This is a genomic window from Xenophilus sp. Marseille-Q4582, assembly GCF_916700565.1.
Lineage (GTDB): Bacteria > Pseudomonadota > Gammaproteobacteria > Burkholderiales > Burkholderiaceae_C > Xenophilus.
This window is the reverse complement of record NZ_CAKAKO010000003.1, coordinates 688,334-714,351: the sequence shown is the minus strand read 5'-3', so window position 1 is coordinate 714,351 and position 26,018 is coordinate 688,334. Positions and strand designations below refer to the sequence as shown.

The window sequence follows — 26,018 nt, the reverse complement described above, 5'->3', positions numbered from 1 at the left end:
ATGGAATGGTTGTCGTGGTTGCAATGGCCGGCCTTTGCCGCCTCGCTGACGGCTGCATGGCTGGTGGCCTCGAACACGAAGTCGCGCCGCAATGCAGGCTTCTGGGTCTTCCTGCTCAGCAATGCGCTGTGGATCGCCTGGGGCTTCCACACGCGCGCCTGGGCGCTCATCGCGCTGCAGATCGGGCTCATCGGGCTCAACGTGCGCGGCCTGTTCAAGACGGAGCCCTGAGCGGCTGTGCGCTGGCGGGCCCGACCGCGCGGCCCGCCCGCGGGGGATCGGACGGTGCTCCGCAACCGCCGCCTGGACGGCCCTGCCTGCTGCGCCAAGGCGCAGGGCGTGCCGGGGTTTGCGGCCGGCGGCGGCGCGGGCGGCCTCTAGAATGAACGTGGGTGGTGCGCATGCCGGCGCACCAGGTTCAGCGAAAGGTCGGGCCGCCTCGCGGCATTGCTTCGTCCTTTTTCCGCCCCATGACCGCCCCCTCCCTGCAGTGGATCGCCGCATCCCTGTTCGCCCTCGCGCTGCTGCACACCTTCACCGCCAAGCAGTTCGAGCGCCTGTCCCGCCGCTTTCCGCGCCACGCCGGCATCTTCCACCTGCTGGGCGAGGTGGAGGTCGTGTTCGGCTTCTGGGCGATCGTGCTGATCGTCGCCATGGCCCTGGTGGCAGACGGCGGCACGGCCCTGGCCTATGCCGAGTCGCGCAACTACACCGAGCCCCTGTTCGTCTTCGTCGTGATGGTGATGGCCGCCTCGCGGCCGGTGCTGCGCACGGTGGTGGTGGCCGTGCATGCGCTGGCCGAACGCCTGCCCGTGGCCACGCCGCTGGCCATGGCGTGGCTGGGGCTGGCCGTGGTGCCGCTCATGGGCTCGCTGATCACCGAGCCGGCCGCCATGACCATCGCCGCGCTGCTGCTGGCGCCGCAGATCTTTCGCCAGCACATTCCCGAGGCGCCCAAGTACCTCGCGCTGGGCGTGCTGTTCGTCAACGTGTCCATCGGCGGCACGCTGACGTCCTATGCCGCGCCGCCCGTGCTGATGGTGGCCGCCACCTGGCAATGGGACAGCGCGTTCATGCTCGCCCACTTCGGCTGGAAGGCGGGGCTGGCCGTGCTCGTCAATGCGAGCTTCGCCACCTGGGCGCTTCGCACCCATCTGCGTGCGGCCCCCGTGCCGGGGCGGGGGCAGGGCGCTGAAGCGGACGTGCCGCTGCCGGTGGTGCTGGTGCATGTCGGGCTGCTGGCCGGCGTGGTGCTGTTCGCGCACCACCCGGTCATCTTCCTGGGGCTGTTCCTGCTCTTTCTGGGCTTCACGCAGGCCTATGAGCGGCACCAGAGCCCGCTGATCCTCAAGGAGGCGCTGCTCGTGGGCTTCTTCCTGGCCGGCCTGGTGGTGCTGGGCGGCATGCAGCAGTGGTGGCTGCAGCCCATCGTGGAAAGCCTGGGCCCGCTCGCGCTGTTCCTGGGCGCGCTTGGGCTGACCGCCATCACCGACAACGCCGCGCTGACCTACCTGGGTTCGCTCATCGTGGGGCTGTCCGACGCATCGAAGTACATGCTGATGGCGGGGGCCGTGGCGGGCGGCGGCCTCACGGTGATCGCCAATGCGCCGAACCCGGCGGGCGTGGCGCTGCTCAAGCAGGGCTTTCGCGACGAGACCGTGAGCGCGGGGGCCCTGCTGCTGGGCGCGGCGCTGCCCACGGCCGTGGCCGCGGCGGCCTTCCTGCTGCTCTGAGCGCCGCCGCGTCGGCGCGGGCGGCACGCCTTCGCGCTGCGCACCGGGCGTGGAAATGGAAAAGGGCCCGCACTTGGCGGGCCCATCGAAGATGGCCGTGAACTCTTACGCGGTCCACGCTACGTGCATGCAACTGCAATGCGGGCGTTTGTTTTCTCGTCGGTGCCCGCAGTGCGACTGTCCGCCGTGAGATACGGCGACCGGTTCGGTCGTGATCCGGTGCGCGGATTGTACCAGGTTATTGTTACGGGTCGGAAATTCGATTCGCATCATCTATGATGAAGCGGTCGTTACATCCAAAAGAAGGCGATGGCTTCCCTCAAATGGCTGCTGCTGACCTACAAGGTCCCGGCCGAACCGACGTCGAAACGCCTGGCGCTGTGGCGCCGCCTCAAGGGGCTGGGCGCGGTGTACCTGCAGAACGGCGTGTGCCTGCTGCCCAAGACCGGCGAGCACGTGCGGCGGCTCAAGGTGCTGGAAAACGAGATTGCCCGGATGGACGGCGATTGCGTGCTGCTGGAAACCGTGGCGCTGGACCGCGCGCAGGAAGACAAGGTCATCGCCCGCTTCAAGGCCGACCGCGACGACCAGTACCGCGAGCTGCTGGGCCGCTGCAAGGACTTCGAGGCCGAGATCGCCAAGGAGATCTCGATCCGCAAATTCACCTACGCCGAGCTGGACGAGGAAGAGACGGACTTGAAGAAGCTGGACGCCTGGTTCGAGAAGATCCGCAAGCTGGACTTCTACGACGCGCCGCTGGCCGCCACCGCCGCCGAGCGACTGCGCGAATGCAAGGCGCTGCTCGACCAGTACGCCCAGATGGTCTACGACGCCCATGACGAAAACCGCTGAATCCCAGGCGCCCGCGCCCGCCGCCGGTCCAGCGCGTGGCGCGCGCGCCGTGCCGCGCAGCGTCTGGGCGCTGGGCTTCGTGTCCATGTTCATGGACATCTCCTCCGAGATGATCCATGCGCTGCTGCCGCTGTACATGGTGGCCGTGCTCGGCACCTCGGTGCTGGCGGTGGGCCTGATCGAGGGCATCGCCGAGGCCACGGCTTCCATCGTCAAGGTCTTCTCGGGCGCCTTGAGCGACCGCTTCGGCAAGCGCAAGCTGCTGGCCGTCATCGGCTACGGCCTGGGGGCGTTGACCAAGCCCGTGTTTCCGATGGCGCCGGCCCTGGAATGGCTGGTCGGTGCGCGCTTCGTCGACCGCATCGGCAAGGGCATCCGCGGCGCGCCGCGCGATGCGCTGGTGGCCGACATCACGCCGCCCGAACTGCGCGGCACCGCCTATGGCCTGCGCCAGACGCTGGACACCCTCGGCGCCTTCACGGGCCCGCTGCTGGCCATGGCGCTGATGGCGTGGACCGCGGACAACTACCGCCTGGTGTTCTGGTTCGCCGTGCTGCCGGCCTTCCTGGGCGTGGCGGTGCTGGTCTTCTTCGTGCGCGAGCCGCAACGGCCCACCCCCGCGCGGCCGCGCAAGCTGCCGCTGCGCCGCGCGGAGCTGGCGCGCCTCGGCCCGGCCTACTGGGGGGTGGTGGGCCTCGGCCTGGTGTTCACACTGGCGCGCTTTTCCGAAGCCTTCCTGATCCTGCGCGCCGAGTCGGCCGGCCTGCCGCCCATGTGGGCGCCGGCGGTGCTGGTGGTCATGGGCGTGGCCTATTCGCTCTCGGCCTATCCGGCCGGCGTGCTGTCGGACCGCGTGCACCGGCTCGACGTGCTGCTCGCGGGCCTGGCGCTGCTGATCGCGGCCGACCTGGTGCTGGCCTTCGTGCCGGGCCTGTGGGGCCTGGGCATCGGCGTGGCGCTGTGGGGGCTGCACATGGGCTTCACGCAAGGGCTGTTCAACGCGCTGATCGCCGATGCCGCACCGGCCGAACTGCGCGGCACGGCCTTCGGCATGTACCACCTGCTGACCGGCGTGGCGCTGCTGCTGGCCAGCGTGATCGCGGGTGCGCTGTGGGACGCGGTCGGTTTCCGCGGCACTTTTGCCTGCGGCGCCTTCTTCGCCGCGGCCACGGCCGTCGGCCTGCGGCTGCTTCGCCGCGCGCGCTGACTTGGCCGCGCGGCGGCCTTCCTACACGTGCGTTGCGGCAGGCGAGGGACAGTGCGCTGAACCCCTGCCTGCCATGCAAAGCCGCCGCATGCCCCATCCCCGCCTGCCCATTCCCGGCGAATGGGCCGTGAGCTTCTCGCTGTCCAAGGACGGCGGTCCGCATTTCGCCACCGTGACGCGCGGCGGCATGCCGATGTGCCGGCTCAGCATCTCCGGCCCGGCCGTGGACGAGGCCACCGCCCGGCGCGACCTGCAGCGCCGGGCCGAGGCGTGGATCCGCGGCCACCTCGCGCGCGCGGGATAGGCGCGCGCCTTCCCGCGGCGGCAGGGCCGGCGCGCTCAGCGAAGGGCGAAGGCGTAGGTCAGCGAGCCATAGGTCTGGCGCTGCCCGCCCGCCTTCAGCGCCGGGTCGGCGCTGTGCAGCGCGAAGGACAGCGAGGCCTGCCCCCACGAGTACGCCAGGCCCGCCACCACCGTCGCGCGGTTGCGGCGCCACTCGCGCATGTCGATGCGCCACGGGTCGTCGCGCTGGAAGTCGTGCGTGTGGAAGACCCGGCGCAGGCTCACGCCCGCAAAGCCCTGCCAGCCGCGCCGCAGGCTCAGCGGATCGGAGCCGCGCGACAGCAGGCCCATCGCTTCCGACGGGTCGCCCACGCCGCCGCCATAGCGCACCAGCAGCTTCACGCCGGCCGAGCTTTCGAGCGTGCTGGCGATGCCGCCCGCATGGGCCGTGAGTTCCCAGGGCGTGCCGCCCGCGCCGGCGGAGCGGCCTGCCAGCAGCCAGGCGCGGTCGAACTCCAGGCCGGCGTGGAAGCGGTTGCCCTGCTGCGTGTCCCAGCCGCGCGGCTCCTCGGAGCCCGTGATCTTGTGGACCAGCTTCTGCACGTGCTTGCCGCCGGCCGCCGGGCCGGTGACGCCCAGAGTCAGCGCCCACAGGTCGGCGCCGCGCTCGGTGCGCAGGACATGGGCCGCGCGGTACATCAGCGCGGCGGCATAGGGCGCATCGTTGGGGTCGGGGGTGGGCGTGCTGATGTCGCGCGGCGTGGCCATGGCATGGCCCAGCGTGTGCGCATTGAACGCGGCCGTGCCGCCGCCCAGCGCCTGTGCCAGGCTGCCCAGCGCGCGGGTGGGCCCCCATCCCTCGTCACCGTTGGCCCGGCGCACGCTGGAGAGGTAGAGGCCGTTGGTGTAGCCACCGCCGTCGCGCCCCACGAAGACGTCGTTCTGCAGGTTCACCACGCCCCAGTGCGCCTGCGCGCCCGCAGGCATCGCGGCGGCCGCGGCCAGGAGCAGCAGGGCGCCGACCGTCGGGCGCAGCAGGGGGAAGGGATGGGGGCGGGCAGGGGGCAGGGGCATGATGGGCTTCAGGCGTGAGCGCAAAGGAAAGGGGCCGGTGCGGCGCCGATCATGGCAGCGAAGGTTGCCGCTGCCTTGCGCGTGCGCGCGTGCCCGTGGCCCGGGTGGGGAGAATGCCGCGCTGGCGGGAAGGAATCGGCGCGCCGTGCGCACATCGGAGCGGCGGTGGACCGGTCGCGCCATCCGTCGCGCACGTGCAAGTCCCCACTGCACGCTCTTGGGGGCCCCCATGCGGCGCCGGCGGCGCTCAGGCCCGTTTCTCTGGCTGGCGCGTGAGCGCGGCCCGCGCCAGGCCCTTGGTGCCCGCCTTGAGCGTGAGCGAAAGCAGCGCGGCCGTGGAGATGAGGCGCCAGGGCTTCACGAGCCACAGCACCGCGCCCACGCCGGCCGAATAGGCCATGAGCCTGGCCGGATGGCGCTCGGCATAGTCCTGCAGGTAGGGCCGGCCCAGGTCGGCCACGTCGTGCAGGGGGTGGTGCGACCACCAGCGTGCGGCCCATTGCGCAGCCGTGGAGTCGCGCAGGCGCGCCGGCAGGCCGGCCAGCGACATCGGCCGGCGCGGCGGCGGGGCCGGCTGCTTGCGGCCCAGCATGGGCTCGCCCGAAATGTTCGACACCATGGGCACGTAGCCCATCGCATCCAGCAGGCGCTGGCGCGATTGCGCGAGCTTCTGCTGCGGGCTCAGTCCGTCTGCGGGCGGGTTCATGAACGGGCCTCCTTGATCAGCGCCAGCATCTCCGCGTCAGCGCGGATCTCGTCCTTCACTTCCCGCACCTCCGCGCGCATGTTCTCGCGCCAGGCCACCAGGGCGCCCAGCGCGGTCACGACCCAGGCCACCGCCGGCACCCAGACCAGGGCCGGCGTGACCGTGCCGTGCGTGGAAGCCAGCATCACGGCGATGCCCGTGAGGTTGAGCGCGATGAGCAGTGCGACCACCGCGATGGCGCCGCCGGCCAGCTTGCGCACCAGCGAACGCACCGCCTCCACCGACTGGGCCTTCACATGCTCCAGATGGTTCGCGAAGTGATCGGCGATGAGGTCCGGATGCCGGAGCATCACGCGAAAGAGGGGATGAAGGGACATGGCGGCGGCAGTGGGCGGTGGCTGGCGGTCCCGACGAGTGTCCGCAGAAGAAGACGCAGGCCGTGTCAGTCCATGGCGCAGGGGGCGGTCAGTGGGCAGGGCGCAAGCGGCCGGGCCGGCAACTTCTTGCGGCGGCGCAGGCCGCGCCCGGCAGCGGCTTCAGCCTCGGGATGCCCCACCCTTGCGCATGCGGATGGCATGGAAGGGGCAGACCACGGCGCAGTCGCTGCAGCCGGTGCAGGGCGCGGGCGCATGCAGCGTGGCGATCTTGCGGCCCTGCCGCACCGCCAGGCTCAGCACATGGGGCGCGCACGCGCCCACGCACCAGCCGCAGCCGGTGCAGCGCTCGGGGTCGATGGCGGGTTGCCAGCCCGGCCGGGGCGCGCGGGCAGGGGTCAGGGGCGAGCCGCTCGTGGCGCTCACCAGAGCCGCCACCAGGGCCGGCGCGTGGGCTGGCGCTGATCGAAGGGGCGGGTGTCCAGGCGGTCCAGCAGATAGGCCGCTTCGCCGAAGCGGCTGACGGGCCCGGGCTCGGGGGCGCCGTCCTTCGCGGCGGCAGTCGGAGGGACGGAAGGCGCGCAAAGATCGGCAGAGGTGGAAGCGCTGTCGGTCATGCGCCCGATTCTGCCCACACTTCGCCGCACCGGCCGCGGGCCCGGCCGATGGCCCGGTGATGCGTCGGCCCTTTCGTGGAATAGTCCTTCCGCACGCGGGCCACGGGCCGCGGGCCGCCGGCACGGCGCCCACCGTCCTGAAACAAGGCGCACGAAGCCGCACCGCCAGCGGCCGGGCGGCACCGCCGTGCGCCGCGGGTTTGCGAGGCCCGCGCACAGCCAGAACACACAAGACCCTGCCGCAGCCGCGCGGGTACGGTACGCCCCATCGCGATGCAGGCCCGCCCGAGGCCGCCGCAAAGACCGATCCCCCGGATGCCAGACGCCCCTTCTTCGCGGGCGCAGGAGACCCGATCCATGTACCAGCTCGGCAGGCTGCTGTCCCGCTTCATCGACGTGCTGACCGTCATCTCGGGCCTGTCCATCGCGCTCATGATGCTGCACATCACCGTCGACGTGCTGGCGCGCGTGTTCTTCCAATCCCCGCTGCCGGGCACCATGAGCGTGGTGTCGTACTACTACATGGCCATCGCGGCCTTCATGCCGCTGGCCTTCGCGGAACAGAAGTCGGCGCACATCTCGGTGGAAGTGCTGACCGAGCGCTTTCCGCCGCTGGTGCAGAAGCACCTGGCCGGCTGGCTGCTGCTGCTGTCGATGGCCGCCTTCCTCGCGCTCACGGTGCGCACCTGGCAGGAGGCGATCACCAAGTGGGAGATCAAGGCCTCGGTCGTGCAGGGGCTCGACAGCATCCCCGTGTGGCCCACCTATTTCTTCCTGCCCGTCGGCTGCGGGCTGATGTTCCTGGTGGTGGCCTACAAGTTCCTCGCCTACCTGAGCGGCGCCGCCTCGGGGCTGGACGGCGAGCGCGCCCGCGCCGACGAACTCGAGGACGCCTGAGCCGGCCCGCCCCGCACCCCCTTCCTTTTTCTCTTTCCCCCTTTCCTGTCACTCCCGCGCTGCGGCGCAGACCTCATGAGCGAAGTACAAATCGGCCTGACCGGCATGGGCCTCCTGCTGCTGCTGATCGCCCTGCGGCTGCCGATCGGCATCGCGCTGATCGTGGTCTCCTTCGGCGGCATCTGGGTCCTGATGGACTGGGGCGTGGCCTGGGGTGCGCTGGGCGTCATCCCCTACCAGTTCGCCACCAACTGGGTGCTCAGCTCGGTGCCCATGTTCCTGCTGCTGGGCTTCATCTGCTACCACGCGCAGCTCACGCAGGGCCTCTTTCGCGCGGCCCAGGTGTGGCTCGCGGGCGTGCCGGGCGGCCTGGCCATCTCGGCCATCCTGGGCTGCGCGGGCTTCGCCTCGGTGTGCGGCTCGTCCATCGCCTGCTCGGCCGCCATGGGCAAGATCGCCGTGCCGGAGATGATGCGCCAGCGCTATGACGCCGGCCTGGCCACCGGCACCGTGGCCGTGGGCGGCACGGTGGGCGCGCTGATCCCGCCCTCGATCATCATGATCCTGTACGGGATCATCGCGCAGGCCTCGGTCACGCAGCTCTTCCTGGGCGGCATCACTGTGGGCCTGCTCACGGTGGCGGGCTACATCCTGGTGATCGTGATCCGCGTGAAGCTCAACCCCGCGCTGGCGCCGCGTTCGACCGAGACGATCCCCATGGACGAGAAGCTGCGCGCACTCAAGCCCGTGTGGCCCATCCTGGTGGTGATGGCCGGCATCTTCGCGGGCCTGTTCAGCGGCCTGTTCACGCCCACCGAGGCGGGCGCCGTGGGCGCCTTCCTGGCCTGCGGCGTGGCGCTGTTCAACCGCTCGCTGACCTGGGCGCGCTTTCGCAACGCGATCCTCGAGACGCTGCTGACCACCGCCGGACTGATGGTGATCGCCGTCGGCGCCAGCCTGCTCACGCGCTTTTTGGCGCTGTCGGGCGCGGGCTCCTACGTCTCCTCGCTGATCATCGACACGGACGCGAGCTTCTTCTGGGTCATGTTCGGGGTCGTGGTGCTCTACCTGGCGCTGGGCCTGTTCCTCGAGCCCATCGGCTGCATGCTGCTGACGCTGCCCATCGTGCTGCCCATCATCGACGCCACCGGCATGAGCCTGGTGTGGTTCGGCGTGCTGCTGACCAAGCTGCTCGAGATCGGAATGATCACGCCGCCCATCGGCATGAACGTGTTCGTCATCAAGGGGGTGGTGGGCCAGCTCATTCCCACCACCGGCATCTTCAGGGGGATCCTGTGGTTCCTCGCGGCCGACCTGCTGATGATCCCGCTGCTCATCGCCTTCCCCGACATCATTCTGGCGCTGCCCCGCGCCGCCGGCTGAGGAGACGCCCATGCCCGCATCCCCTGCTTTCGCCGACGTGAGCGCCGAGGCGCTCAACCGCAACCTCATCGAGCGCGTCAACGTGGGCGACATGCTCACGCGCAGCGCCGAGCTGCACCCGCAGCGCATCGCCATCGTCGACGGCGTGCGCCGCACCACCTATGCCGAGCTGGACGCGCAGGTCACGCGCCTGGGCCACGCCCTGCTCGGCCTGGGCCTCGCGCGCGGCGATGTGGTGGGCGTGATGGCGCGCAACTGCCAGGAGATGCTGCTCGTGTACTTCGCCTGCGCGCGCGCCGGCCTGATCTGCGCGCCGGCCAATCTGGGGCTGCGGCCGAGCGAGATCGCCTGGTGTTTCCGCGATTCGCGCGCCCGCGTGCTGATCGCCGAGACCGCGCTGCGCGCGCATGCCGATGTGGTGGCGGCCGAGCAGCTGCCCGATCTGGAGCACCGGTTCTGGATCCGCTCCGCGCCCGACGACGAGGTACCGGGCGACACGCTGGACGCGCTGGCGGCACGTGGCAGCGATGCGCCACTGGAGGTCTACGTGGGCGACCGCGATGCCGTGCAGCTGCTCTACACCAGTGGCACCACGGCCCAGCCCAAGGGCGTGCTCACCAGCCACCTGGCCGTCACCATGGCCGGCCTGGCCGGCGCGCTGGCCCTGCATGCCGATGCGGGCTACACCACGCTGGTGGCGCTGCCGCTCTTCCATTGCGCGATGCTCAACTCGATCAGCATCCCGGTGCTGCTGGTGGGCGGCAAGGTGGTGCTGACGAAGGGCTTCGACGTGGTCCAGGCCGCCGATCTCTTCGACCGCGAGGAAGTGCACCTGGTCGTGCTGCTGCCCATGATGTACGGGCTGCTGCTGGGCGATCCGGCCATGAAGGGCCGCACCTTCGGCCACATGCGCCGCGCCATGTACGCGATGGCGCCCATGCCCGAGGAGCGGCTGCACCAGATCCACGCCATGTTCCCGAATGCCGACGTGGTGCTGGGCTCGGGCCAGACCGAGTTCACGCCCGCCACCTGCATGCAGCGGCCCGAGCACCAGTGGAGCAAGTCCAGGACCTGGGGCACGGCCTCGGCCATGACGCGCGTGGGCGTGATGGACGACGAAGGCCGCCTGCTGCCGCGCGGAGAGACCGGCGAGCTGGTCTACCGCGGCCCGCAGGTGATGAACGGCTACCTCAACCAGCCCGAGGCCACGGCGGCGAGCATGCGCCACGGCTGGTTCCACAGCGGAGACGTGGCCCACATCGACGAGGACGGCGCCATCTGGTTCAAGGACCGCTACAAGGACGTGATCAAGACCGGCGGCGAGAACGTGGCCTCCATCGAGGTGGAGCGCTGCCTGATGGAGCACGCCGGCGTGGCCGAGGCGGCCGTCGTCGGCCTGCCGCACCCGCGCTGGGGCGAGGCGATCACGGGCGTGGTCGTCGCGCGCCCCGGCGTGCAGGTGGACGAGGAAGCGCTCATCGCGCATTGCCGCGCCTTGCTGGCGCCCTTCAAGGTGCCCAAGGCGGTGGTGGTGGTCGCGGAGTTCCCGCGCACCGGCACCGGAAAGATCCAGAAGCACATGATCCGCAAGCAGCACGCCTCGCTGTACGACGCGCGCTGAACCCGTCGACGCCTGTTCCGTCCCGCCCCCAGGAGCCCCATGGCCTTCGAACCCAGCCCGCGCGTCGTGGACCTGCAGCAGCGCCTGCACGCTTTCATGGAAGCGCACATCTACCCCAACGAGGGCCGCTACGTGCAGGAGGCCGAGACGCTGGGCCCATGGAAGGTGCTGCCGGTGATCGAGGAACTCAAGCCGCTGGCGCGTGCGGCCGGGCTGTGGAACCTGTTCCTGCCCGAATCGGGCCATGGCGCGGGCCTGAGCAACCTGGACTACGCGCCGTTGTGCGAGGTGATGGGCCGCTCGCTGATGGCGCCCGAGGTGTTCAACTGCAGCGCGCCCGACACCGGCAACATGGAGGTGCTGGCGCGCTACGGCACGCCCGAGCAGCAGGAGCGCTGGCTGAAACCGCTGCTGGCCGGCGAGATCCGCTCCTGCTTCGCGATGACCGAGCCGGGCGTCGCGTCCAGCGATGCCACCAACATTGAAAGCGCCATCGTGCGCGACGGCGACCAGTACGTCATCAACGGGCACAAGTGGTACACGACCGGCGCCACCGACCCGCGCTGCAAGATCGCCATCTTCATGGGCAAGTCCGACCCCGGCCATGCCGACCGCCACAGGCAGCAGTCGATGATCCTCGTGCCCATGGACACGCGGGGCGTGCAGGTCAGGCGCTCGCTGCCCGTGTTCGGCTTCTACGGCGCGCCGGACCGCGCGTCGGAAGTCGTGTTCCGCGACGTGCGCGTGCCGGCCGCCAACCTGCTGCTGGGCGAGGGGCGCGGCTTCGAGATCGCGCAGGGCCGGCTGGGGCCGGGGCGCATCCACCATTGCATGCGCCTGATCGGCCTGGCCGAGCGCAGCCTGGAGAAGATGTGCCGCCGCAGCACCGAGCGCGTCGCCTTCGGCAAGCGCGTGTCGGAGCAGGGCGTGACGGTGGAGCGCATCGCGCAGGCGCGCATCCTGATCGAGCAGGCGCGGCTGCTCACGCTCAACGCCGCCGAGAAGATGGACCGCCTGGGCAACAAGGCGGCGCTGCTGGACATCGCGATGATCAAGGTGGCGGCGCCGCAAATGGCCTGCCAGGTGATCGACTGGTCCATCCAGGCGCATGGCGGCGGCGGCACCAGCAACGACTTCGGCCTGACCATGGCCTATGCGATGGCGCGCATCCTGCGCCTGGCCGACGGGCCCGACGAGGTGCACCGGGCGCAGATCGGGCGGCTGGAGTTGCGCAAGTACGGCTGAGGCCTGCGGATGCGTGCGGGCCCGCGGCGCGGCGTGCAGGGTAATCACGGAGCAGGGGAAGGCGCGGCGTAGCCAACTGCCACAAGAACTCTGGCGCCCGATCGGTATCCTTCCCCGCAGAACACCGGGCCGCGGCCCTGTCCTCGCGGACCGGGACGCCCGCGCACCCGCAACCTCGGCGCCAGGCCAGGGCGGACTGGCGCAGCCTCTGGAGACACCGTATGACCCTTGCGACCGCTTCCGCCGTCCGGCATCCCCTGCGCCCTTGCTCCAGTGCCGACCGGGTGATGTGGATCACGCCCGACCGGCTGTTCTACGCCGGCCTGCTCGGCAACCCGACTGAGCATGTGCGCGGGGCGCTGGTGCTGTACTTCGCGCTGGAGGCGCCGGTGCGGCTGAGCGTGGAAGGCGGCCCCTGGCGCACGGCCGAAGCCGTGCTGGTGCAGCCCTGCGTGCCGCATCGCGTGGCCTGTGACGCGCGCCACGTGGGTGCCGTCTACATCGAGCCCGAGACGGTCGATCCGGCCCAGCTGCCGGCCCTGCTGCGCCAGGGCAGCGGCCCGGTGGAGCTGCCCGGGCTGGCGGCCCACCTGCGCGCCTGCCATGCGCGCGTGCTGGCCATGGGGCAGGGCGAGGAGCTGACGCCGCAGGACTTCGACCCGCTCTTCTTCGGCCGCGACTTCGCGGTGCGGCGCATGGATCCGCGCATCGCCGAGGTGCTGGAAACCATCAAGGCCAACCCGTCGGCGCCCGCCACGGCCGAGGAATGCGCGCGGCAGGTGAACCTGTCCTTCTCGCGTTTCCTGCACCTGTTCAAGGCCGAGGTGGGCCTGCCCTTCCGCAGCTTTCGCACCTGGCGGCGCGCGCGCAGCCTGCTGCACTACGTGGACCGCAACTACAACCTCGCGCAGGTGGCGCTGGACATCGGCTACCCCGACTCCACGCACTTCAGCCATTCGATCCGCCAGACCTACGGCCTCAAGCCGCGTGACATCTTCGCGGGTTCGCGCAAGCTGCGGATGCTCGGCGAGCCCCTGGCGGGCATGATGCGGGGCCACTGAGCGGGCAGGGCGCCCGGCGCGTTTCGCCGATTCGTTCCCCATGACAAAGGGCGCCCCCGGCGCCCTTTGTGCTTGTGCGCGAGGTGATCAGCTGGCGTTGGGCCGCTGCATGGCGCAGGTGGTGGGCAGTGTCACCTTCTCGGCCGGCAGGCGCTCGTCGGTGCGCCAGCCATGGCCGGTCTTGCCCAGGTCGTAGCGCATGCCGGCACCGCCCGCCTTGGCCCAGGTGACGGCGAACAGCGGCTGCAGCACCTGGTGGTCGGCCTTGCGCAGCGTCACCCGGCCGTTCAGGCTGTCCACTTGCATGTCCTCCATCGCGAAGGCGACCTTGATCGGATCGGTGGAGCCGGCCTTGACGATGCCCTGGGCCAGCAGGCGCAGGCCGGTGTAGGTGGTGGAGACGAAATAGTCGTCGTTGAACTTGGCCTTGAAGGCCTCCACCACGGCGTCGCTGGCGGGGTTGCTTTCGTTGGCATGCCAGTAGGGCAGGGCGCGCACCTTGCCGGCCGAACCGGCGCCCATGGGCACGGCCATGCCGGGCGCGACCGCGTAGTAGGTGTACAGCGGCGGGGCCAGGTTGTAGTCACGCGCGGCCTTGATGAGCAGGGCCAGGTCGGAGCCCGCGCTGGCCGTGATCACGATGTCGGGCTTGGCGGCCGCGGCCTTGGCGACGTAGGGCGCGAAGTCCTTGACCTGGCCGAAGGGGTGCAGGTCGTCGCCCACGATCTCGATGTCGGCGCGCTTGGCGGGCAGCTGTTCCTTGGCGGCGCGCGACACCTGCTGGCCCAGCGCATAGTTGGGGTTCAGCAGGTAGACGCGCTTGATGGCCTTGTTGGCCGCGATCATCTCGGCCATGGCGTTCATCTTCACATCGGCGTTGGAGTCCAGGCTGAAGTGCCAGAAGCTGCACTTGGCGCCGGTCAGGTCGGGGTCGCCGGCCGAGGTGTTGAAGTACACCATCTCCTTGCCCGGGTTGCGCTGGTTGTGCTTGTTCAGGGCGTCCACCAGCGCCAGCGCCGAGCCCGAGCCGAAGCCCTGCGCGATGTAGCGGTAGCCGTTGTCGCTGGCCGACTTGAGCATGGCCAGCGATTCCTGCGGGTTGGCCTTGTTGTCGAAGCCCACCACCTCGAAGGTGTGGCCGGGCGCCCAGTTCTCGCGGTTGGCGATCTCGGCCACCAGCTGCCAGCTGCGCAGCACGTTGATGCCGGTTTCGGCGAAGGGGCCGGACAGCGGGTCGATGTAGGCGATGCGGACCTTCTCGGCCAGCGCGGCGCTGGCCGCGGTGCCGAGCACCAGGGCGGCCAGCAGGCTGCGTTGCAGGCGGGGGCGGATGGAAAAGCGTGTCATGGTGATGTCTCCGGTTCTGGGTTCTGTGTAAAGGGGAGCAGGGCACGGGAACAGGGCCCGCGCATCGCGCACCACCCAGGCGCGCAGTCACGGATGCACGGGCCGGAATCGAGTCGGATGTGGGTGGGGTGTTGCGGGGCGCTCAGGCCGCAGTCGCACGCCGCCGCGCATGCGCCGCTTCGAGCAGGTTGCGCTGCACCTTGCCGGTGGAATTGCGCGGCAGTTCGTCGGCGCGCACGAAGACCACTTCCTTCGGCAGCTTGTAGCCGGCGATGCGGCCGCGGCAGCGGGCGATGACGGTGGCGGCGTCCAGGCCCGGCTCGGCGGCCACCACGTAGGCCACGGGCACCTCGCCCCACTGCGCATCGGGCTGGCGGATCACCACCGCGTCGGCCACGCCCGGCAGGGCGGTGAGCACGCGCTCGATCTCGGCCGGGTAGATGTTCTCGCCGCCGGACTTGATCAGGTACTTCTTGCGGTCCACGTAGTGCAGCAGGCCGTCGGCGCTGCGCGTGAACATGTCGCCCATCGCGAACCAGTCGCCGGCACGCAGGCGCGCGCCGCCATCGGCATGGGCCTGGTAGTCGCAGTAGCCGCTGAACAGGCCCGGGCCGCTGACCTGCATCTCACCGGGCTGGTCGATGCCCACCTCGTGGCCCTCGTCGTCCACCAGCCGGATCAGGCACAGCGCGCTCTGGCGCTTGGCAAGATCCTGCACCGGCTGGCCCGCCGCCAGAAGGCCCGCGCTGGCCGGCGCCGCGCCCGTCTCCGTGGAACCGAAGGAGTTGAGGAAGGGCGCCTGCACCCGCCGCGTGATGGCCTCGATCTGCGCCGGCGGCACCAGGTCGGCCATGCAGCCCACGCCGCGCACGCCCTTCACGGTGAAGCCGGGCGCGCGAAAGGCCTCGATGGCCTTGTCCACCATGCCCGGGATCACGACCAGGTGGCCGATGCGCTCGGTCTGCACCAGATGGCGGATGGCCGGCAGATCCAGCCCGTCGAGGATGAACACCGTGCCGCCTCCCAGCAGGGTGGTGAGCGTCGAATCGGTGGCCAGCATATGGAACATGGGCGTCCACGCGATGAAGGCATCGCCGGGCACCAGCAGCTGGTCCAGCGCCGCGATGCAGGAACGCGCGATGCAGGCGCGGTGGCTGATCAGCGCGCCCTTGGGCAGGCCCGTGGTGCCGCTGGTGTAGAGGATGAACAGGCCCGCTTCCGGGTCGGCCTGGCCCAGCGCCGGGGCGGGGGCCGCATCGCCCCGCTGCAGCCAGGCGGCCTGTCCCTCGTCCAGGTTCAGCACCGGCACTTCGCCGCTCACCAGGGCCGGGACGCGCGCATCGGCCAGCAGGGCGGAGAAGCGAGCGGAGCCGATGACGAACTGCGGCTTCACCAGCGTGATGCAGTGGCGCAGCTCGTCGGGCGACTGGCGCCAGTTCTGGCAGGCCACGATCACGCCCAGCGCCGCGGCGCCCAGCAGCAGCTCCACATACTCGATGCGGTTCTCCGACAGCAGCGCCACGCGGTCGCCCGCACGCAGGCCCTGCGCCGCCAGTGCGCGGGCCGTGCGCTCGGCGCGCTGCGCCAGTTCGTCGTAGCGAATGGCCTGGTCGCTCTGGACCAGCGCCGTGCGCGCCGGCCAGGCCCGCGCGCGGTTGAGGAAGAGCGAGTAGACGTTCATGCCTGTACCCGGCGTGCCGCCTCAATCCTTGAACCAGGCCGCCGGCACGCGCACCGGCATGTCCAGCAGGATCTGGCCCATGCCCTTGCCCAGCGGGTCCATGCGGGTGGACGCGGGTCCGCCGCCGTCCAGCGCGTCGTGCATCACGAAGTTCATGGCATGGATGCCCGGCAGGTGGAAGCGCTCCACGCGGCCGTGCACCAGGTGCGCGAACCAGGCTTTCACGGCCTCGGGCGTGAGCCGTGCCCACAGCAGCGGCAGCCATTCGGGGCGGCGCGCGATCACGCCGATGTTCGACAGATTCCCCTTGTCGCCGCTGCGCGCCCAGGCCAGGCGGACCAGCGGCACCTCGATGTGCGGCGTATCGGCGTCTTGCCAGGGCGCAGGGTCGGGCAGGGCGGGCGCCGCGCTCACGGCGCCGCCGGCCGGAATCTCCACCGCCCATTGCCGCTCGCCCAGGCGCACCTGCACTGGCACGCGCGCCTTGTCGAGCAGGAAGGCAAAAGGCTTGATGTGCGGCGACGCGCTGGGCCGCGCCAGGCCGGGGCCGGTGGTGCCCGGCGACCAGGAGGTGCCGGCCGGCGCGATCTCGCGCGCGAAGAGGGCCAGCGCCTGCTTGTCGGGGTGGTTCACGGTCACGCGCACCATCACTTCGCGCGCGGCCTGTGCGCGGCTGTGCGGGCCGTACAGCGTCTCGGCACCGAGCAGCGCCACCTCGGCCTGCGTGAAGTCGCCCAGGCCCTGCTGCTGCAGCATCTGGCGGCAGCGCGCCAGGATGGCCTCGCCCGTGCGCTGCGCCTTGCGAGCCGCGGCTATGCCCACGATCACCATGCCGCCCGCGCTGCGGTAGCCGTCCATGGCGGTGGCCGAGACCTTGTACTGGCCGCTGGGCGCACGGCCGCGCGCGCCGCTCACGCGCACGCGCTCGGCGTCCAGCTGCTCGATGCGCACCTCGCGGAAGTCGCAGCTCACGTCGGGCAGCAGGTAGGCGCCGGGGTCGCCGATCTCGTAGAGCATCTGCTCGGCGACGGCCGCGCGCAGGATGGCGCCACCCGTGCCCGCGGCCTTGCGCACGTCGAAGCTACCATCGGCGCGGCAGTCGATGATGGGGTAGCCGATGTTCGGCCAGTCGGGCACCGCTTCCCAGTCGGTGTGCAGGCCGCCCGTGGCCTGGCAGCCGCATTCGATGATGTGGCCCGCCAGGCTGCCGCCGGCCAGCGCATCGTGCTGATCGGGCGTCCAGCCGAACTCGTGGATCAGCGGGCCCAGGGTCACGGCGCTGTCCACGCCGCGGCCGGTGATCACGATGTCGGCGCCCTCGGCCAGCGCCTTTGCCACGGGCAGCGCGCCCAGGTAGGCGTTGGCGCTGAGCACGCGCGCGGGCAGCGGCTCGCCGCTGAACATGTCGGTGGCGCCGCCTTCGCGCAGCGCGGGCATCAGCGCGCTCACGTCGTCGCCTTCGACCACCGCGATGCGCGGGCTCAGGTTCATCGATTCGGCCAGCGCCTGCAGCGCCGCCGCGCAGCCCTGCGGGTGGATGCCGCCCGCGTTGGCCACCACCTTGATGCCGCGCTTCATCACTTCCGGGAGCACGGCCTTCATCGCGACGTCGACGAAATCGGTGGCGTAGCCCATCTCGGGCTTCTTGATGCGCGCGGCCGCCATGATCGCCATGGTGGTCTCGGCCAGGTAGTCGAACACCAGGTAATCGATCTGCCCCGATTCCACCAGTTGCGGGGCGCCGACGGCGCTGTCGCCCCAGAAGCCCGAGGCGCCGCCGATGCGCACCACTTTGCCTGCCGTTGTCATGCTCTTGTCTCCGAAGGGTCTGGATGCGGCCGCCCGAGGGCGGCCGAAACTGGATGCAGTCAGGCTATCAGCGGGTCCTGCGCAGGGCTTGTGGTTTGTGGCTAAGCGGGGCCGGCGGCTGCGGGTGTTCTGGCGCGCGGTCTTGCGCGGCCATGGCGCTTGCAGCCTGTAAGCACAAGACACGTGCGTGACACCTGCCCAGCATGGACCCATGAGCTCCTGTTCCGCGCATCCCGATGGCAGTCAGTGCCCCGGTCCCTGGCTGCATGCGCCGGTGGGCTGCGTGGTCACGGGCATCGACGGCGGCGCGGGCGAGGAGCAGGCCGCGCTGGCCATCGCGCGCGCATTGCGCACACAGGGCCTGAGCGTGGCCGTGATGACGCCCGCGATCAGCGGCGAATGGCGGGAGTCCGGCCGCTGGACCAGCCTCCGGCTTCAGCGCCTGGCGGCGGCCGGCACTTTCCGGCTGCCCGAATCGGCGCTGTGCCCCTACCGGCTGCCGCCCGCGCCCGACCTGGCCGTCGCGGCTGCCCGCGGCGGCGTGGCCATCGACCCCGAAGTGGTCGCGGATGCGCATGACGTGCTGGCGACCTGGGTGGATGCCCTGGTGGTGATGGGCGTGGGTGGCCTGTGCGCCCGGCTGGGGCCCGCGCTGAGCGCCGGGCAGATGCTGGCGCGCCTGGCCTTGCCGCTGGTGCTGGTGCGGGCGGCGGGCGCCGGCTGCAAGGCTTCAGCCCTGCATGGCGCACATGTCGCGGGCTGGCTGGAAGCGGAGGAGGGCGCGGACGGGCTGGGCAAGCAGGAGGATGTGCAGGGCCGCGCGGCAGGGGCGCCGCCGCGCCTGGGTAGCCTGAGCGCGGTGGAGCCCGGTGCCCTGCTGCAGGCGCTGCGCGGTGGCGCCTGGCCCTGAAGTCGCGCGAGCGCCGATGCGCGCACCCGGCAGCCACTCGCCGCAAGACACCCGCCGCGCGTGGGCCTACGCTGGCCGAAGCGCTTGCTCACCACGCCACCATGATCGACATCCAGCCCCTGCCGCACTACTTTTCGCCCGAACACGAGGAATTCCGCGCCACGCTGCGCGACTTCGCCGCGCGCGAGATCACGCCGCACGTCCACGAATGGGACGAGGCCCAGACCTTCCCGCGCGAGCTGTACCGGCAACTGGCCCGGCTGGGCGTGCTGGGCATCGGCTACGACGAGGCCTACGGCGGCACGCCGGCCGACCTGTTCTTCCACATCGTCGTGGCCGAGGAGCTGGCGCGCACGGGCGGCGGCGGCGTGTCGGCCTCGGCCATGTCGCACACCATCGGGCTGCCGCCGGTCGCGCATTTCGGCAGCGAGGCGCTCAGGCAGCGCGTGATCCCGGCCGTGCTGGCGGGCGAGAAGATCGCCGCCCTGGCCGTGACCGAGCCGGGCGGCGGCTCGGACGTGGCGGCGCTGCGGACCACGGCGGTGCGCGACGGCGAGCATTACGTGCTCAATGGCGAGAAGGTGTTCATCACCTCGGGCATGCGCGCCGACTACATCACGGTGGCGGTGCGCACCGATCCGGCCAGCAGGGGGGCGAACGGCATCTCCGCCCTGCTGGTGGAAGGCGACGCGCTGGGCCTCACGCGCACGCCGCTGCAGAAGATGGGCTGGTGGGCGTCCGACACGGCGCACCTGCGCTTCGATGGTGTGCGCGTGCCGGTCGCGAACCTGCTCGGGCCCGAGAACGCCGGTTTCAAGGTCTTCATGACCAACTTCAACGCCGAGCGCCTGAGCATGGCGGCTTCGGCCTGCACCTATGCCGAGGTGTGCCTGAACGAGGCCGTGGACTGGGCGCGCGAGCGCCGCACCTTCGGCCTGCCGCTCATCGAGCGGCAGGTGATCCGCCACAAGCTGGTGGACATGGCGATGCGCATCAACGCCGCGCGCGCACAGGTCTATGAACTGGCTTACCGCGTGCAGCACCGGCTGGGCGATCCGGCGCAGCTGGTGGCACGCACCTGCATGGCCAAGATCCTGGCCACGCAGGCCATGCAGTTCTGCGCCGACCAGGCCGTGCAGATCCTGGGCGGCATGGGCTTCATGCGCGGCACGAAGAGCGAGCGCATCTACCGCGAGGTGAAGGTGATGATGATCGGCGGCGGCTCGGAAGAGATCATGAAGGACCTCACGGCGCGGCAACTGGGCCTGTAGCGCGGCATGCGCCGGCCCGGCGCCCGACGAAGAACGAACACTAGAGAGACACCCCCGATGGACAAGACCTGCGATGACCTGCTCGGCGAGTACCGGGCGCTGGCCGACCTGTGCGCCACGCTCACGCCCGAGCAATGGCGCCTGCGCACCGACTTCTACGGCTGGACGCCGTGGGACGAGATCGCGCACCTGTGCTACTTCGACCAGACCGCGCTGCAGTCGGCCACCGACGCCGATGCCTTCACGGCCGGCGCCCGGGCCCTGGCGGCCGAACTGGAGACGGGCCGCGAGATCAGCGCCATCGCGCGCGACACCTTCGGCCACCTGGACGGCCCGGCCCTGCTGGCCCTGTGGCGCGAACGCTTCGAGGCGCTGGTGGCGGCGCTGCGCCCGCTGGACCCCAAGGCGCGCCTGCTCTGGTACGGCCCGAGCATGAGCGCGCGCTCTTTCGCCACCGCGCGGCTCATGGAGACCTGGGCGCATGGGCAGGACATCTGGGACGTGCTGGGCCGCACGCGCGGCGCGAGCCCGGGCCTGCGCCACATCACGCACCTGGGCGTGAGCACCTATGGCTGGACCTTCGTGAACCGCCAGCGCCAGCCGCCGCAACCCGTGCCCCATGTGGCGCTGCGCGCGCCCGACGGCGAACTGTGGACCTGGGGTGAGCCTTCGGCCACCGACCACGTGCAAGGGCCCGCGCTGGACTTCGCCCTGCTGGTCACGCAGCGCCGGCACCGCGACGACACCGCGCTGCAATGGGCCGGCGAGGGCGCCGAGCAATGGACCGCCATCGCCCAGTGCTTCGCGGGCGAGCCGGCCGACGGGCCCGCGCCCGGCGTGCGCACGCGCCACCTGCCGCGGCCCGCGTGAATACGTGAACGCGGGTGAACCGCTGTCGCTGGCCCATGCGGCGCGCGTGGCGCCGCTGCTGGCCCGAGGCCTGGCGGGGCAGGGCGAGCAGGCGATCGCCGACCTGTCCTTCGCCAACCTCTGGCTGTTCCGCCGCGCGCACGACTACCGGTTCTGCGACGGCGACTGGCCCGTGATCCGCGGCCATGCCTATGACGGGCAGCGCCATGTGCTGCCGCTGTTCGCGCTGGCCGGCGCGCCGCAGCATGTATTGCGCGGTCTGCTGCGCCCGGGGGAATGCTTCTTCCCGATTGCCGCCGCGCAGGCCGCGGCGCTGGACCCTGCGCGCTTCACGCTGGCCAGCGCACGCGACGACGCCGACTACCTCTACCGCGCCAGCACCTTTCGCGACTACGCCGGTCCCGGCCTGCACAACAAGCGCAACCTGCTGCGCCAGTGCCTGGCCGCGCACCGGCTCACACATGCGGCCTATGCGCCGCCGCTGCGGGAGGCGGCGCTGGCCATCCTGCGCGAATGGCTGGCGGACAAGGGCAAACAGCCCGGCGATGCCGACGACCTGCCCTGCCAGGAGGCCCTGATGCATGCGCCGGAACTCGGCCTGCGCGGCTTCCTCACCTGGGCCGACGGCGAGCCGGCCGGCTTCGTGCTGGCCGAGGAACTGCAGCCCGGCGTGTGCGTGGTGCGCTTCGCCAAGGGCCTGGCGCGCTTCAAGGGCATCGCGCAGGCGCTGTTCCAGCACCTGGCGAGCGAGGGTGGCGCGCTGTTCGGCCGCCCGCCGCAGTGGCTCAACTTCGAGCAGGACCTGGGCCTGCCCAACTTCCGCCGCACCAAGCTCAGCTACCACCCGCACGCGCTGCTGGCCAAGTACCGCGCGGGGTTGGCGTAGCGGGCGGCCCTTCTGCGCGCGCAGGCCGCGCAGGCGCCCCGCCGCATAATCCGATCCGCCGCGAACGGCATGTCTTCGACAGGGCCTCTCCATGCCTCCAGCTCCGCCGCGCCATCGGCCATCCATCGTCGCCGCGTGGGCGGCCATCGCCATGCTGGCCATCTGCCGGCCGCTTGCCGCGCAGACCGCCTCCGAGGCCGTTGCAAGGGCGGACCCGCCAGGCACCGCTCCCCGCGTCATTGCCTACCTGGGCCCCGGTCCGAGCGAGTCGAATCGGCTCTGCATGAACGAGGTGCGCGCCGGCCTGGAGCAGGCCGGCTGGTCCTTCGACGGGCCACTGAGGCTCGAATGGAACGACGCGGCCAACGATCCAGCCCGCTTCGCACCCCTGGCGCAAGCGCTGGCGGCGCGCCGGCCGGCCGTGCTTCTGGCGACCGAGAATCTGGCGGCCGAAGCCCTGATGAACGCCACGCGGGAGCTGCCCATCGTTATGCTGGGCCCGACCAATCTGCACAAGGTCCTCGATGCGCAGTTGCGCCCGCTGGCCAATGTCACGGGCGTCACGCTGGGCCTGAAGGGCCAGTTCTTCCTCAAGCCGATGGAGGTGTTGCTGCAGGCGTTCCCGCAGGCGCGCCGCATCGGCATGATTTCGAACGGCGACCACGCGGGGCACGAGCGGCACAAGGACCTCGGCCCCTTCACGGACATGTTGCTGCAGGCCGGCGTCGAGGGGGTGCGCGTGCGTTTCTCGGGCGAGGCCGGCGTCGCCGCGGCCTGGGACGAGCTGGCGCGGCGCCAGGTCGATGCCGTGATGATCTGGCCGGATTCCTCGGCGCTGCTCGGCGAGCACGCGCGGCAGGCGCTGCGGGTGCGGCTGCCGGCGATCGCGCACACCTCCTGGTTCGCCACCCGCCACGGCGGCCTGCTCAGCTACGGCGCCATCGGTCGCGTCAGCATGTGCGGACGCGGGGCGCACTATGTGGATCAGGTGCTGCGCGGCCGCCCCCTGGCGGAACTGCCGGTCGAGGAGCTGTACGAAGCAGCGCTGGTCGTCAACCTCGACACCGCCGAGCGCATCGGCGTGACGTTGCCGCCGGCGCTGCTCGCGCGCGCCGACCGCCTGATCCGGCCGGGCGAGGTCACGCTGCCGCCAGCGGCGGGCACTCCGGGTGACGCGAAGGCTGCCGCCCAGGCGCCCTCCCGCTGATGCGCCCGCACGGCCATCGCCTGTGGCAAACCTATGCCCTGTCGGTGGCCACGCTGGTCACGCTGGTGCTCGCGGCCAGCGGCTTCGCGCAGCTCTGGCTGATCCAGCGCGAGACACGCGTGGCTGTCGAGGCGCTGCAGGCGCTCGAAGCCAGCCGGGCGTCGGCCCGGATCGACCGCTTCATCGGCCAGACGGTCGCCTTGCTGCGCGCCACCCTGTCGCTGCAGGATTCGCGCCACCTGGGCGATGCGGATGCCGACATCCAGTTCGAGCTGTACCGGCTGATGAGGCAGTCGCGGGCGATCCAGGCGCTGTACTGGATCGACCCGCACGGCCAGGAACGCGCGCACATCTCGCGCATGGCACCCGACCGCATCGGCCGGGGCGAGGACCGCAGCCAGTCGCCCGAATTCCTGCACGCAAGCGCCGAGGCGCCATGGTTCGGTCCGGTCACGTTCGTCGTCAACCAGCCCCGCGTGGTGATGGCGCGGCGCGGCCAGCTCCCGGCCAGCGGCGTGCTTGCGGCGGAGGTCGATCTGGCGCAACTGCGCGACATCATCCATGAAGCCCGCTTCGGCCTCGAGGGGTACGCCTACGTGGTCGACGAGCAGGGGCGCCTGCTGGCGCACCCCGACTTCCTGCAGGTGCTGGCGCTGCCCGACTGGGCCGCCCGCCCGCCGGTGCGCGCGGCGATCGCGCAGGCGCCCGCCGGTGGGCTGATCGAATTCGAGACGCCCGAGGGCCGCGCGATGGTCGCTCGTGTCGCGACGCTGAGCGTGCCCGGCTGGCGGCTGATCACCGAGCAGCCGCGCAGCGAGGCCTACGCGCCGGTGCGCCGCGCGCTGGCCACCGCGTTGCTGATCCTGGTGCTCGCCGTCCTGGCCGGCTCGGCCGTCGGCATCGTGCTGGCCCGCCGGGTGGTGCGGCCAATCCAGCAGCTCGCCGAGGGCGCCGACCGCATCGGCGAGGGCCGGCTGGCGCACCGGATCGAACTGTCGCGCGGCGACGAACTGGGCCAGCTCGCGGCCCGCTTCAACCAGATGGCCGGGCAGCTGCACGAGTCGTACCGGCTGCTCGAAAGCCGCGTGGCCGAGCGCACCCGGGCGCTGCGCGAGGCCAACGCGCTGCTGCGCGCCAGGCGCGAGGAGGCCGAGCAGGCCAGCCAGGCCAAGACGCGCTTCCTGGCCTCGGCCAGCCACGACCTGCGCCAGCCGCTGCACACCATCGGCCTGCTGGTGGGCGTGCTGCGCCGCCAGCCGGTCACGCCGGAAGTGGGCCAGCTGGTGGACCACATCCAGGCCTCGGTCGGCGCCATGGAGGCCCTGTTCGGCAGCCTGCTCGACATCTCGAAGCTGGACGCCGGCATGGCCAGGCCGGTGCTGGGCGACCATGCGCTGGCCGAACTGCTGCGCCGGGTGGCTGCCGGCCACGCGCCGGAAGCCGCGCGCAAGGGCCTGCGGCTGGTGGTGGTGCCTTCGCGCTGCGCCGTGCGCACGGATGCCGTGCTGCTGGAGCGGGTGCTGGGCAACCTGGTCGCCAACGCCATCCGCTATACCGAGCGCGGCCGCGTCCTGCTCGGCGGGCGCCGCCGCCCGGGCGGCGTCGAGCTGCAGGTCTGGGACACCGGCATTGGCATCGCGCCGGACCAGCTGCCGCACGTCTTCGAGGAGTTCTTCCAGATCGACAACCCGGAGCGCGACCGCGGCAAGGGGCTCGGGCTGGGCCTGGCCATCGTCAAGCGCACGCTCGAACTGCTCGGCCACCCCTATGCGCTGCGCTCGATGCCGGGCCGCGGGACCTGCTTCTCGGTCCTGCTGCCGATGGCCGAGGCGCCGCCGGCGATGCCGGTGCGGCCCGAGGCCCTGGCGGGCGGCGGGCGCATCGCCGGCGCATTCATCGCGGTGATCGACGACGAGGCCGACACCCGTCGCGCGATGCAGGCGCTGTGCCACAGCTGGGGGGCGCACGTGCTCACCGCCGCGTCGGCGGGGCAGTGCCTGGACCTGCTCGGCGAGCATCTGCGCGATCCCGACCTGATCCTGTGCGACTACCGGCTGCGCGAGCGCCAGGATGGCCTGGCCGCGGTCCGGCAACTGCGCGCGCGCATCGGCCAGGCGGTGCCCGCGATCATCATCACCGGCGACATCGCCGCCGCGGACCTGCGGCGCGTGGCCGAGGCGGGGCTGGCGCTGCTGCACAAGCCGGTCGGCGCCGATGCGCTGCTGGCGGCCATCGAGGCCGCGCTGCAGGCTCACCCAAGCGGGGGAGGCGAGCCGCCGGAAATCGGTTCAGACTCGGGCCATGAAGATCCTGCTGGTCGATGATCATGCGCTGTTCCGCGAGGGCGTGGCGCTGCTGCTCAGGGAGCTGGATCCGGCGGTGCAGGTCTGGCACGCGGCGAAGCTCGACGAGGCGCTGGCCGTCCTCGACGGCGGCGCCGGCATCGAGCTGATCCTGCTCGACTTCATCCTGCCCGGCACGCACGGCCTGCAGGCGCTGGAGACGGTGCGCGAGCGGCATCCCGGCGTGCCGCTGGTCATGCTGTCCTCGCAGGAGGACCAGGTCACGGTGCTGCGCGCGATCCAGCTGGGCGCCATGGGCTTCATCCCGAAGTCGGCGCCGTCGAGCCGGATGTTCGAGGCGCTGCGCACGGTGCTGGCGCGCGGCATCTACGTGCCGCCGCTCAGCCTGGCGGGCATCGCGCCGCCGTCGCTCCTGCCCTCGCGGCCGTGCACCAGTCCCGCGGAACTCGGGCTGACCGCCCGCCAGACGCAGGTGCTGCGGCTGATCCTGGAGGGCAAGCCGATGAAGCTCATCGCGCGCGAGCTGGGGCTCAGCCCGAACACCGCGAAGACCCACGTCAGCACCGTGCTGCGCGCGCTGGCCGTCACCACGCGCACGCAGGCCATCGTGGCCGCCAACCGGATGGGGCTGGTGCTGGGGGACGACGCGCCGCCCTGAGCCGATAGCGGCTTCACGCCGCCT

General features: G+C 71.4%; 25 protein-coding genes. 17 read left to right on the top strand and 8 right to left on the bottom strand.

Going from position 1 to position 26,018, the window contains the following annotated elements:
- From LG388_RS13865 to LG388_RS13845, 5 genes are all read left to right on the top strand, one after another.
- Nucleotides 1-231: a hypothetical protein gene (locus LG388_RS13865; RefSeq protein ID WP_225783309.1), complete on the top strand. Its 231-nt coding sequence runs from the start codon at nt 1-3 to the stop codon at nt 229-231.
- A 239-nt stretch (nt 232-470) separates the two neighbouring features.
- Nucleotides 471-1,733 (top strand): putative Na+/H+ antiporter, encoded by a 1,263-nt coding sequence (locus LG388_RS13860; RefSeq protein ID WP_225783308.1) that lies wholly within the window; start codon nt 471-473, stop codon nt 1,731-1,733.
- 309 nt (nt 1,734-2,042) lie between these two features.
- On the top strand, nt 2,043-2,585 hold the full coding sequence (locus LG388_RS13855) for a Chromate resistance protein ChrB (protein ID WP_225783307.1): 543 nt from the start codon (nt 2,043-2,045) through the stop codon (nt 2,583-2,585).
- Nucleotides 2,569-3,792 carry an MFS transporter gene (locus LG388_RS13850; RefSeq protein ID WP_225783306.1) on the top strand — a complete coding sequence of 408 codons (1,224 nt, stop codon included), beginning with the start codon at nt 2,569-2,571 and terminating at the stop codon, nt 3,790-3,792. The genes LG388_RS13855 and LG388_RS13850 overlap by 17 nt, the downstream gene beginning before the upstream one ends.
- 88 nt (nt 3,793-3,880) lie before the next feature.
- Nucleotides 3,881-4,096, top strand: a complete 216-nt coding sequence (locus LG388_RS13845) for a hypothetical protein (RefSeq protein ID WP_225783305.1) — start codon at nt 3,881-3,883, stop codon at nt 4,094-4,096.
- Between the two features lie 35 nt (nt 4,097-4,131).
- Here LG388_RS13845 and LG388_RS13840 read toward each other — a convergent pair whose 3' ends face one another.
- The 5 genes from LG388_RS13840 to LG388_RS13820 all read right to left on the bottom strand — a co-directional run bounded on the left by LG388_RS13840 (nt 4,132) and on the right by LG388_RS13820 (nt 6,845).
- The gene (locus LG388_RS13840) at nt 4,132-5,148 is read right to left on the bottom strand and encodes a lipid A deacylase LpxR family protein (protein ID WP_225783304.1); all 1,017 of its coding nucleotides are present in this window, start codon (nt 5,146-5,148) and stop codon (nt 4,132-4,134) included.
- A gap of 247 nt (nt 5,149-5,395) precedes the next feature.
- On the bottom strand, nt 5,396-5,854 hold the full coding sequence (locus LG388_RS13835) for a hypothetical protein (RefSeq protein ID WP_225783303.1): 459 nt from the start codon (nt 5,852-5,854) through the stop codon (nt 5,396-5,398).
- A complete protein-coding gene (locus tag LG388_RS13830; RefSeq protein ID WP_225783302.1) occupies nt 5,851-6,231 on the bottom strand; it encodes a hypothetical protein in 381 nt (126 codons plus the stop codon). The genes LG388_RS13835 and LG388_RS13830 overlap by 4 nt, the downstream gene beginning before the upstream one ends.
- A 159-nt stretch (nt 6,232-6,390) precedes the next feature.
- Nucleotides 6,391-6,654 carry an ATP-binding protein gene (locus LG388_RS13825; protein ID WP_225783301.1) on the bottom strand — a complete coding sequence of 88 codons (264 nt, stop codon included), beginning with the start codon at nt 6,652-6,654 and terminating at the stop codon, nt 6,391-6,393.
- Nucleotides 6,651-6,845, bottom strand: coding sequence for a hypothetical protein (locus tag LG388_RS13820; RefSeq protein WP_225783300.1), 195 nt, complete (start codon nt 6,843-6,845; stop codon nt 6,651-6,653). Before LG388_RS13820 ends, LG388_RS13825 begins: the two co-directional genes overlap by 4 nt.
- Before the next feature lie 357 nt (nt 6,846-7,202).
- On the opposite strand from LG388_RS13820, the gene LG388_RS13815 reads away from it, so the two are divergent.
- From LG388_RS13815 to LG388_RS13795, 5 genes are all read left to right on the top strand, one after another.
- Entirely contained in the window at nt 7,203-7,742 is a 540-nt protein-coding gene (locus tag LG388_RS13815) for a TRAP transporter small permease (protein ID WP_225783299.1), read from the top strand.
- Nucleotides 7,743-7,817: 75 nt separating this feature from the next.
- Complete coding sequence (locus LG388_RS13810) at nt 7,818-9,125, top strand: TRAP transporter large permease (protein WP_225783298.1); 1,308 nt, start codon at nt 7,818-7,820, stop codon at nt 9,123-9,125.
- 10 nt (nt 9,126-9,135) lie between these two features.
- A complete protein-coding gene (locus LG388_RS13805; protein ID WP_225783297.1) occupies nt 9,136-10,746 on the top strand; it encodes an AMP-binding protein in 1,611 nt (536 codons plus the stop codon).
- A 39-nt stretch (nt 10,747-10,785) separates the two neighbouring features.
- Complete coding sequence (locus LG388_RS13800) at nt 10,786-11,991, top strand: acyl-CoA dehydrogenase family protein (RefSeq protein WP_225783296.1); 1,206 nt, start codon at nt 10,786-10,788, stop codon at nt 11,989-11,991.
- Nucleotides 11,992-12,212: 221 nt separating this feature from the next.
- Nucleotides 12,213-13,052: an AraC family transcriptional regulator gene (locus LG388_RS13795; protein WP_225783295.1), complete on the top strand. Its 840-nt coding sequence runs from the start codon at nt 12,213-12,215 to the stop codon at nt 13,050-13,052.
- 87 nt (nt 13,053-13,139) lie between these two features.
- On the opposite strand, the gene LG388_RS13790 is transcribed toward LG388_RS13795, so the two are convergent.
- The 3 genes from LG388_RS13790 to LG388_RS13780 all read right to left on the bottom strand — a co-directional run bounded on the left by LG388_RS13790 (nt 13,140) and on the right by LG388_RS13780 (nt 17,889).
- A complete protein-coding gene (locus tag LG388_RS13790) occupies nt 13,140-14,399 on the bottom strand; it encodes a branched-chain amino acid ABC transporter substrate-binding protein (protein WP_225783294.1) in 1,260 nt (419 codons plus the stop codon).
- 142 nt (nt 14,400-14,541) lie between these two features.
- The gene (locus tag LG388_RS13785) at nt 14,542-16,080 is read right to left on the bottom strand and encodes a class I adenylate-forming enzyme family protein (RefSeq protein ID WP_225783293.1); all 1,539 of its coding nucleotides are present in this window, start codon (nt 16,078-16,080) and stop codon (nt 14,542-14,544) included.
- A gap of 21 nt (nt 16,081-16,101) precedes the next feature.
- Nucleotides 16,102-17,889, bottom strand: coding sequence for an acyclic terpene utilization AtuA family protein (locus LG388_RS13780; protein WP_225783292.1), 1,788 nt, complete (start codon nt 17,887-17,889; stop codon nt 16,102-16,104).
- Between the two features lie 211 nt (nt 17,890-18,100).
- Here LG388_RS13780 and LG388_RS13775 point away from each other — a divergent pair, with 211 nt between their 5' ends.
- From LG388_RS13775 to LG388_RS13745, 7 genes are all read left to right on the top strand, one after another.
- The gene (locus tag LG388_RS13775; RefSeq protein ID WP_225783291.1) at nt 18,101-18,799 is read left to right on the top strand and encodes an AAA family ATPase; all 699 of its coding nucleotides are present in this window, start codon (nt 18,101-18,103) and stop codon (nt 18,797-18,799) included.
- A 101-nt stretch (nt 18,800-18,900) separates the two neighbouring features.
- Nucleotides 18,901-20,070 carry an acyl-CoA dehydrogenase family protein gene (locus LG388_RS13770; protein WP_225783290.1) on the top strand — a complete coding sequence of 390 codons (1,170 nt, stop codon included), beginning with the start codon at nt 18,901-18,903 and terminating at the stop codon, nt 20,068-20,070.
- 57 nt (nt 20,071-20,127) lie between these two features.
- A complete protein-coding gene (locus LG388_RS13765; RefSeq protein WP_225783289.1) occupies nt 20,128-20,940 on the top strand; it encodes a TIGR03084 family metal-binding protein in 813 nt (270 codons plus the stop codon).
- A gap of 4 nt (nt 20,941-20,944) precedes the next feature.
- Nucleotides 20,945-21,826, top strand: a complete 882-nt coding sequence (locus LG388_RS13760; RefSeq protein WP_225783288.1) for a phosphatidylglycerol lysyltransferase domain-containing protein — start codon at nt 20,945-20,947, stop codon at nt 21,824-21,826.
- Between the two features lie 151 nt (nt 21,827-21,977).
- On the top strand, nt 21,978-23,033 hold the full coding sequence (locus LG388_RS13755; RefSeq protein ID WP_225783287.1) for an ABC transporter substrate-binding protein: 1,056 nt from the start codon (nt 21,978-21,980) through the stop codon (nt 23,031-23,033).
- Nucleotides 23,033-25,357 (top strand): ATP-binding protein, encoded by a 2,325-nt coding sequence (locus LG388_RS13750; RefSeq protein ID WP_225783286.1) that lies wholly within the window; start codon nt 23,033-23,035, stop codon nt 25,355-25,357. The genes LG388_RS13755 and LG388_RS13750 overlap by 1 nt, the downstream gene beginning before the upstream one ends.
- Nucleotides 25,335-25,994 carry a response regulator transcription factor gene (locus LG388_RS13745; protein ID WP_225783285.1) on the top strand — a complete coding sequence of 220 codons (660 nt, stop codon included), beginning with the start codon at nt 25,335-25,337 and terminating at the stop codon, nt 25,992-25,994. Before LG388_RS13750 ends, LG388_RS13745 begins: the two co-directional genes overlap by 23 nt.
- Nucleotides 25,995-26,018: the final 24 nt, after the last annotated feature.